Below are 7,098 nucleotides of genomic sequence, written 5' to 3'. Positions count from 1 at the left end.
ACTAAGGCCGAAGCCTTCGTTCGACTTGCATGTGTTAGGCATGCCGCCAGCGTTCGTTCTGAGCCAGGATCAAACTCTCAGGTTCAAATCGCCCATACCCAAAGCCGAAGCTCAAGGCAAAAGGCGACTGACAGGACCGCCTTCGCGATCTCCTGATACGTCGATACTGTTCACAGTCTCTCTGCTCAAAAGATGCACAGACGATCCTCGATTGTGCCAAGCCCCTTCCGGAACCGGCACCACCCAGGCCGCAACGGCTACCAACTGCCGCCGCCTGCGCATCCCTTCTCACAACACGGTATAAACTTGTCAAAGAGCCCGCCCGACGCGGAACCGGCTGTCGGCCCGAACCATCTGGGGTTCGGGTGCTGAGCGCCGGTTTGTCGGGCTTCCCGTTTCGCGTACCGGTCGCTGCCGTTTCGGCGGCGCCGGCGTCGTTCGCGTCGGGAGGCGCTTTATATGCGGCACCCCCCGCACCGCGCAAGCACTTTTTTCACCCCATCGCATTTTTTCGCGGCGGGGGGGGCGCACGCAGCCGCTCAGAAGGCGGCGGCCGGGATCTCGTCGTCGTGCCAGGTGCGGCCGTCACGCTCGATCAGCGCGATGGATTGAGACGGCCCCCAGGTACCGGCGATGTAGGGCTTCGGCATCTCGTGCCGGGCCGCCCAGCCGTCGAGGATCGGCTCGGCCCACTGCCAAGCGGCCTCGACCTCGTCGCGGCGCATGAACAGGGTCGAGTTGCCGCGCACCACGTCCATCAGCAGGCGCTCGTAGGCATCGGGGAAGCGCCCGCCGAAAGTCTGTGCGAAGCTGAGGTTGAGGGCGGCCGGCCGCAGGCGCATGCCGCCCGGCCCCGGCTCCTTGGTCATCAGGTGCAGCCGGATGCTCTCGTCGGGCTGGAGGCGGACGATCAGCCGGTTGGCCTGCAGTTCGCCCGCTCCCTGCGGGAAGATCGAGTGGCGGATGGGCCGGAACTGGATGACGATCTCCGACATCTTGGCCGGCAGGCGCTTGCCGCTGCGCAGGTAGAAGGGCACGCCGGCCCAGCGCCAGTTGTCGATCTCCAGCTTCAGGGCCACGAAGGTCTCGGTGCCGCTGGAGGAGGGAATGCCCGGTTCGTCGAGATAGCCCGGCACGGCACCGCCGGCGACCGCCCCGGCCCGGTACTGGCCGCGCACCGTGCAGCTCCCGATCTCGTCGGCCCCGATCGCCTTCAGCGAACGCAGCACCTTCAGCTTCTCGTCGCGCACCGACTCCTGGGCGAGCGAGATCGGACACTCCATGCCGACCAGGCAGACGAGCTGCAGCAGGTGGTTCTGTACCATGTCACGCAGCGCGCCCGACTGGTCGTAATAGCCGCCGCGCTCCTCGACGCCGACCGTCTCGGCGACGGTGATCTGGACATGGTCGATGTGGTCGGCGTTCCACAGCGGCTCGAACAGGGAATTGCCGAAGCGCAGCGCCAGCAGGTTCTGCACCGTCTCCTTACCGAGGTAATGGTCGATGCGGTAGATCTGCGGCTCGGAGAAGACGGCGCCGACCTGGTCGTTGATCGCCTGGGCCGAGGCGAGATCGCGGCCGATCGGCTTCTCCAGCACCACCCGCGAATCCGGGATGGCGAGCCCGAAGGCACGGAGCTGGTCGCAGGTCGGGCCGAACAGGCTGGGCGAGGTGGCGAGATAGAAGATCCGCACCGCCGGCTCCCGTCCGGACGGCGGGGTGTTCAGCAGCTCCGCCAGCTCGCTCCATCCCTCGTCGGTGGTGGCGTTGACCGGCACATAGTCCAGCCGCTCCAGGAAGCGGGCGACAAGCGCGGTGTCGCGCTCGTCCGCGGGAACGTGGTCGCGGATCGCCTGCTCCGCCTTGGCCCGGAAATCGCCGCGCGACAGCGGGCTGCGCGAAACGCCGATGATGCGGCTGCCCTCGGCCACCTGCCCCGCCTTGTCGCGCAGGTAGAGCGCCGGCAGCAGCTTGCGCAGGGCGAGGTCGCCGGTCCCGCCGAACACCGTATAGTCGAAGGGCGGCAGAGCGGGGGCTGCGACGGTGGGGCGGGGATAGCTCATCGGTCCTCTCGTCGTCGTTGGCACGGAATGGATACGGCCCGTGCGCCATGGTGCCACAGGGGGGATGCTGTCACAATCCGGGCCGGCCTGAACAGCCAGCCCAGAGTTGCCAGCCCGGAGTTGCTCAGGCGCGGCCCGGTCAGCCGCCGAGCAGGTTGAGGACGGACGCACCGTTTTCCGCACCGCCGGCCGAGGCGCGGAACAGCGCGAACAACTCGCGCCCGCAGCCGTGGGCGGCATCCTCGCTCGGCGGCGGCGGCGCGCCGCGGCTTTCCCATTCCGCGGCATCGACCAGCGCCTCCAGCGTCCCGGCCTCGGCATCCAGCCGCAGGACGTCGCCGTCGCGCACGCGGCCGAGCGGTCCGCCGGCCTTCACCTCCGGCGTGACGTGGATGGCGGCCGGGACCTTGCCCGACGCCCCCGACATGCGGCCGTCGGTGACCAGCGCGACCTTGAAGCCCTTGTCCTGCAGCACGCCGAGCGGCGGCGTCAGCTTGTGCAGTTCCGGCATGCCGTTGGCGCCCGGCCCCTGATAGCGGACGACCACCACCACGTCGCGGTCGAGCTCGCCGGCCTTGAAGGCGGCCTGCACCGCTTCCTGGCTGTCGAAGACGCGGGCCGGCGCCTCGACCAGGCGATGCTCCGGCTTGACCGCCGAGATCTTGATGACGCCGCGGCCGAGATTGCCGGACAGCACGCGCAGGCCGCCCTCGGCGGCGAAGGGCGCCGCGGTGGTGGCGACCACGGTCGGGTCGCCGCTCTGCTCTGTGGCCGAGCGGGTCCAGGCGAGCGAGCCTTCGGCGTCGAGCCCCGGCATCGAACGGTAGGGCTCCAGCCCGCCCTCGTCGAGGATGGTCGAGATGTCGGTGTGGACCAGGCCGGCGTCGATGAGCTGGCCGATGACGAAAGGCATGCCGCCCGCCTGGTGGAAGCGGTTCACGTCGGCGCTGCCGTTGGGATAGACCCGCGCCAGCAGCGGCACCACCGCCGACAGGTCGGCGAAATCCTGCCAGTTCAGCTCGATGCCGGCGGCGGCGGCGATGGCCGGGATGTGCAGAGTGTGATTGGTCGACCCGCCGGTCGCCAGCAGGCCGACGATGCCGTTGACCAGCGCGCGCTCGTCGACGATGCGGCCGATCGGCGTGCCGGTCCCCGGGCCGGTCATCGCCACCACCCGCCTCGCCGCGGCGTCGGTCAGGGTATCGCGCAGCGGGGTGTTGGGGTTGACGAAGCTGGCGCCCGGCAGGTGCAGGCCCATGATCTCCATCAGCATCTGGTTGGTGTTGGCGGTGCCGTAGAAGGTGCAGGTGCCGGGCGCGTGATAGGACTTCGATTCGGCGTCCAGCAGCTCCTCCCGGCCGACCTTGCCCTGGGCGTAGAGCTGGCGGGCCTTGGCCTTGTCGGCGTTCGACAGGCCGGACGGCATCGGGCCGGCGGGCACGAAGATGGTGGGCAGATGGCCGAAGGCCAGCGCGCCGATCATCAGACCGGGCACGATCTTGTCGCAGATGCCCAGGCACAGGACGCCGTCGAAGGTGGCGTGCGACAGGGCGACGCCGGTGGCCAAGGCGATGACGTCGCGGCTGAACAGCGACAGCTCCATCCCCTCATATCCCTGGGTCACGCCGTCGCACATCGCCGGCACGCCGCCGGCGACCTGGGCGACGCCGCCGGCCGCGCGCACGGACTCGCGGATCATCGCCGGGTAGCGCTCATAGGGCTGGTGGGCCGACAGCATGTCGTTGTAGGCGGTGACGATGCCGATCGACGGCTGCGTCTCGCCGCGCAGCGCCGCCTTGTCGTTGGCGCCGCAGGCCGCGAAGGCGTGGGCGAGGTTGGCGCAGCCGAGGCGATGGCGCCGCGGCTTTCCGCCGGCGCTTTCCAGCCGTGCCAGATAGGCGGCGCGGCGGTCACGGCTGCGTTCGGCGATGCGCTCGGTCACGCGGGCGACGACGTCGTTCAGGGGGGCGGGCTTGCTCATGATCGCATCTCGACCGTTAGTGGGAGGCGATGATTTCCGGAGCGGACCATACGCTGACGCGCATCGGGTGTGAAGAAAAAAAATTTCACCATACCCACTGCATTACCCGGAACTCTCGCCAAACATGGCGATTCTCTTCATAGTGGCCGGCCATCGGGCCGGACGGTGCGTTCATCCCATAGCGTCGTCCCGCTGAGCCTCGGCCTTTTAGGGAAGTAACCTTTCGCGATGACACCTCCGGTCAATGGCGCGCCGGTCGATATTCTGGACCAGATCCGCCGGTTGCACGGCGGGCTGAAGCCGTCCGAAGCGCGCATCGCCGATCTGGTCCTCGCCGAACCGCGGCGGATCCTGGAGCTGAACGTCACGTCGCTGGCCCAGGCGGCCGACGTCAGCGAGGCGACGGTCGTCCGCTTCTGCCGCAGCGTCGGGTGTTCAGGCTTTCCCGACTTCAAGCTGCGGCTGGCCGAATGCCAGGCCCGCGACGAGTTCCGCGACCGCACGGGCGGCGGCACGCCTTATGTCAGCCAGGACGTCGCGGCGGACGACGACGTCGCCACGCTGGCGCGAAAAATTTTTTCATCAGGCGCCGCGGCGCTGACCGCGGCAGCGGCGGCGCTCGACGAGGAGGCACTGGAACGAGCCATCGCGTTGCTGGCGGAGGCGCCGCGGGTGCTGTGCGTCGGCACCGGCGGGTCGAGCGCGCTGGCGCAGGACGCGGCGCACAAGCTGCTGCGTTTCGGCGCGGACGCCCAACCCTGCGCCGACCCGGTGCTGGCCCGCATGCTGCTGGTCAACCTGGAGGCCGGCGGCGTGCTGCTGGCGCTGTCCAACACCGGGCGCAGCGGGACGATCAACGAGCTGGCCGCGGCGGCAAAGGCGCAAGGCACGGCGGTGGTGGCGATCACCGCGCCAAAATCCCCGCTGGCCGCCATGGCGAGCGTGGTCGTCGCCAGCCAGCCGGTGGAGGACACCGAAATGTACACGCCGATGGCGTCACGGCTGGTGCACCTGACGTTGATCGACGTGCTGTCGACCGGGGTGGCGCTGCGGCTCGGCGATCCGGCGGTGCGGCAGCTCGCCCGCGTCAAGGCGGCGATCAATGCCGGGCGGCTGCCGCCGCTGGCCTAGGGCCGGGCTGGGCCGGGTGGGGGCGCGGGGGCGGTGCGGGGGCGGCGCAGCGCGCCGCATCTTGTACCATGGTCGAATAAGGCGACGGGCCAAAGATTGCTACCCTTCCCCGCAATCAGGTGCCAAGCCGTCCTTCCCGCGTGCAGGCGGGCGCGGACGCTGGCCGAAAGAACGATACAGGATGAGGACGCACCCAATGATGCACGGCCCGCTCACGCCCGTTTCCCGATTGCGTCCGCCAGCCGCTTCCTCCCGCGTCCGGCGGCCGTCACGCGCACGCGGCACTTGAGACCACGACAGGCGGCCCAGGGACGCTGCGACATGTTCGCACAGGAAACAATCCGCACCATTCGCGTTGTTGCCGCCCCCCATCCGCTCTGACACACTTCGTGGTGGAGACGTGCAGCTCCGCCGCGTCCTTCGCCGCCCTGCAGGGAGCCGTAGGCCATGACCCGGATCCTGATTGCCGATGACCACCCGATGGTGCGCGACGCCTTGCGCAGCGCGGTCCTCTATTCCTGCCAAGCCACCGACGTGATGGAGGCGGACCGGCTGGAGAGCGTCATGCAGGCGCTGGAGGAGCGCGGCGACCTCGACCTCGTCCTCCTCGACGTCAACATGCCGGGGATGAACGGCCTTGGCGGCCTGCGCACCCTGCGCCAGCGGTTCCCGGCGACGCCGGTCATCGTCGTGTCGGCCCACGAGGAGCGGCGCATGGTGCGCGAGGCGCTGGAAAGCGGCGCCGCCGGCTTCATTCCCAAATCGACCCCGCGCGACGCCATCGCCGCCGCCTTGCGCCAGGTCCTGAACGGCGAACTCTACATCCCGCCCCAGGCCGCCGACGGCGACGCCGAAGAGGAGCAGGAGGACGCCGAGACGGCGGAGATCGCCCGGCGCATCGCGACGCTGACCGCTCAGCAACTCCGCGTGCTCGAACTGCTGGGCACCGGGAAGCTGAACAAGGAGATCGCGTTCGACCTTGCCATCACCGAGACCACGGTGAAGGCGCATGTCTCGGCGATCCTGCAGAAGCTGAAGGTCTACAGCCGCACCCAGGCGGTGGTGATCGCCAACCGGGTCCTGGCGGGACGGCGGTGACGGCATCCGCCGCCATGCCCACGCGCTTCGCCGCCGCCGGCCTTGCCCTGCTCGCTCTCCTGGCCCTTCCCGCCGGCCCCGCCCGCGCTGGCGGCATTCCCCAGCCCGACGGGTTCCGCCAGTCCGACTACCGCTCGCCGACGCCCGACGGGCTCGACGGCGCCGAGACCGTCGATACCCCTGGCGTGCAGGCGCTGCTCGCCGGCGGGAGCGTGCGTCCGATCTTCGTCCAGAGGCTGGAGCGCAGCACCCTGCCCGGCGGTCCGTGGCTGCAGTCCAGGCCCTACCGGCAGATCCCCGGGAGCGTCTGGCTTCCGAATGTCGGGGTGGGCGCGCCGGACGCGGAGACGATGTCCTGGTTCACGGCCCAGCTCGACCACGTCACCGGAAGCGACCGGAACCGGGATATTCTGTTCTATTGCCTGTCCGATTGCTGGCTGTCGTGGAACGCGGCCAAGCGCGCGGTGTTGCTTGGCTATGCCCGCGTCCACTGGTACCCGGCGGGCATCGACGGCTGGATGGAGGCCGGCCTGCCGACGGAGGAGGCGCAGCCGCTGCCGCCACCGCCGGCCCCCCCGCCCGGCCCCTGACGGCAGAGGATGGAGGGGGGCCGGAAAGCGGCGAAAAAGAGGTGGGGTTGCACCATCGTACCATGGCAGCCGCCACCCCCGACCCGGTATCATTCCATTCGTCAACCATCCTCGCTTCAAACAGTCTGCAAACGGGAGTATCCTGCGATGAAGACCTGGCGCAAACCGAAGACCACCGAGATCGCCGTCGGCACCGAGATCAACGCCTACGCCTGCGCCGGCCTGTAATCCGGTC

At 69.4% G+C, this 7,098-nt stretch carries 6 protein-coding genes and 1 rRNA gene; 4 read left to right on the top strand and 3 right to left on the bottom strand.

Features of this window, described 5'->3' with window-relative positions:
* The 3 genes from J2850_RS10390 to edd form a co-directional block, all read right to left on the bottom strand.
* A 16S ribosomal RNA gene (locus J2850_RS10390) occupies positions 1-85 on the bottom strand; the annotation flags it as partial.
* A 454-nt stretch (positions 86-539) separates the two neighbouring features.
* Positions 540-2,063 carry a glucose-6-phosphate dehydrogenase gene (gene zwf, locus J2850_RS10385; RefSeq protein ID WP_209981274.1) on the bottom strand — a complete coding sequence of 508 codons (1,524 nt, stop codon included), beginning with the start codon at positions 2,061-2,063 and terminating at the stop codon, positions 540-542.
* A 139-nt stretch (positions 2,064-2,202) separates the two neighbouring features.
* Positions 2,203-4,044: a phosphogluconate dehydratase gene (gene edd, locus J2850_RS10380; protein WP_209981272.1), complete on the bottom strand. Its 1,842-nt coding sequence runs from the start codon at positions 4,042-4,044 to the stop codon at positions 2,203-2,205.
* Between the two features lie 228 nt (positions 4,045-4,272).
* Between edd and J2850_RS10375 the strand changes: the two genes are divergently transcribed.
* From J2850_RS10375 to pqqA, 4 genes are all read left to right on the top strand, one after another.
* Positions 4,273-5,175, top strand: coding sequence for an SIS domain-containing protein (locus J2850_RS10375; RefSeq protein ID WP_209981270.1), 903 nt, complete (start codon positions 4,273-4,275; stop codon positions 5,173-5,175).
* A 447-nt stretch (positions 5,176-5,622) separates the two neighbouring features.
* Positions 5,623-6,273 carry a response regulator transcription factor gene (locus J2850_RS10370; RefSeq protein WP_209981268.1) on the top strand — a complete coding sequence of 217 codons (651 nt, stop codon included), beginning with the start codon at positions 5,623-5,625 and terminating at the stop codon, positions 6,271-6,273.
* A gap of 14 nt (positions 6,274-6,287) precedes the next feature.
* A complete protein-coding gene (locus tag J2850_RS10365) occupies positions 6,288-6,863 on the top strand; it encodes a rhodanese-like domain-containing protein (protein ID WP_209981267.1) in 576 nt (191 codons plus the stop codon).
* A 9-nt stretch (positions 6,864-6,872) separates the two neighbouring features.
* Positions 6,873-7,091 (top strand): pyrroloquinoline quinone precursor peptide PqqA, encoded by a 219-nt coding sequence (gene pqqA / locus J2850_RS32315; RefSeq protein ID WP_376981556.1) that lies wholly within the window; start codon positions 6,873-6,875, stop codon positions 7,089-7,091.
* The last annotated feature ends 7 nt before the right edge of the window (positions 7,092-7,098 follow it).

It is taken from the genome of Azospirillum picis (assembly GCF_017876115.1).
Taxonomy (GTDB): domain Bacteria; phylum Pseudomonadota; class Alphaproteobacteria; order Azospirillales; family Azospirillaceae; genus Azospirillum; species Azospirillum picis.
This window is presented reverse-complemented; position numbering and strand designations above follow the sequence as displayed.

Excerpts from the sequence above, each read along its gene's own strand:
- J2850_RS10365 (WP_209981267.1), top strand. The coding sequence starts at position 6,288 with ATGCCCACGCGCTTCGCCGCCGCCGGCCTTGCCCTGCTCGCTCTCCTG.
- zwf (WP_209981274.1), bottom strand. The coding sequence starts at position 2,063 with ATGAGCTATCCCCGCCCCACCGTCGCAGCCCCCGCTCTGCCGCCCTTC.
- J2850_RS10370 (WP_209981268.1), top strand. The coding sequence starts at position 5,623 with ATGACCCGGATCCTGATTGCCGATGACCACCCGATGGTGCGCGACGCC.
- edd (WP_209981272.1), bottom strand. The coding sequence starts at position 4,044 with ATGAGCAAGCCCGCCCCCCTGAACGACGTCGTCGCCCGCGTGACCGAG.
- J2850_RS10375 (WP_209981270.1), top strand. The coding sequence starts at position 4,273 with ATGACACCTCCGGTCAATGGCGCGCCGGTCGATATTCTGGACCAGATC.
- pqqA (WP_376981556.1), top strand. The coding sequence starts at position 6,873 with ATGGAGGGGGGCCGGAAAGCGGCGAAAAAGAGGTGGGGTTGCACCATC.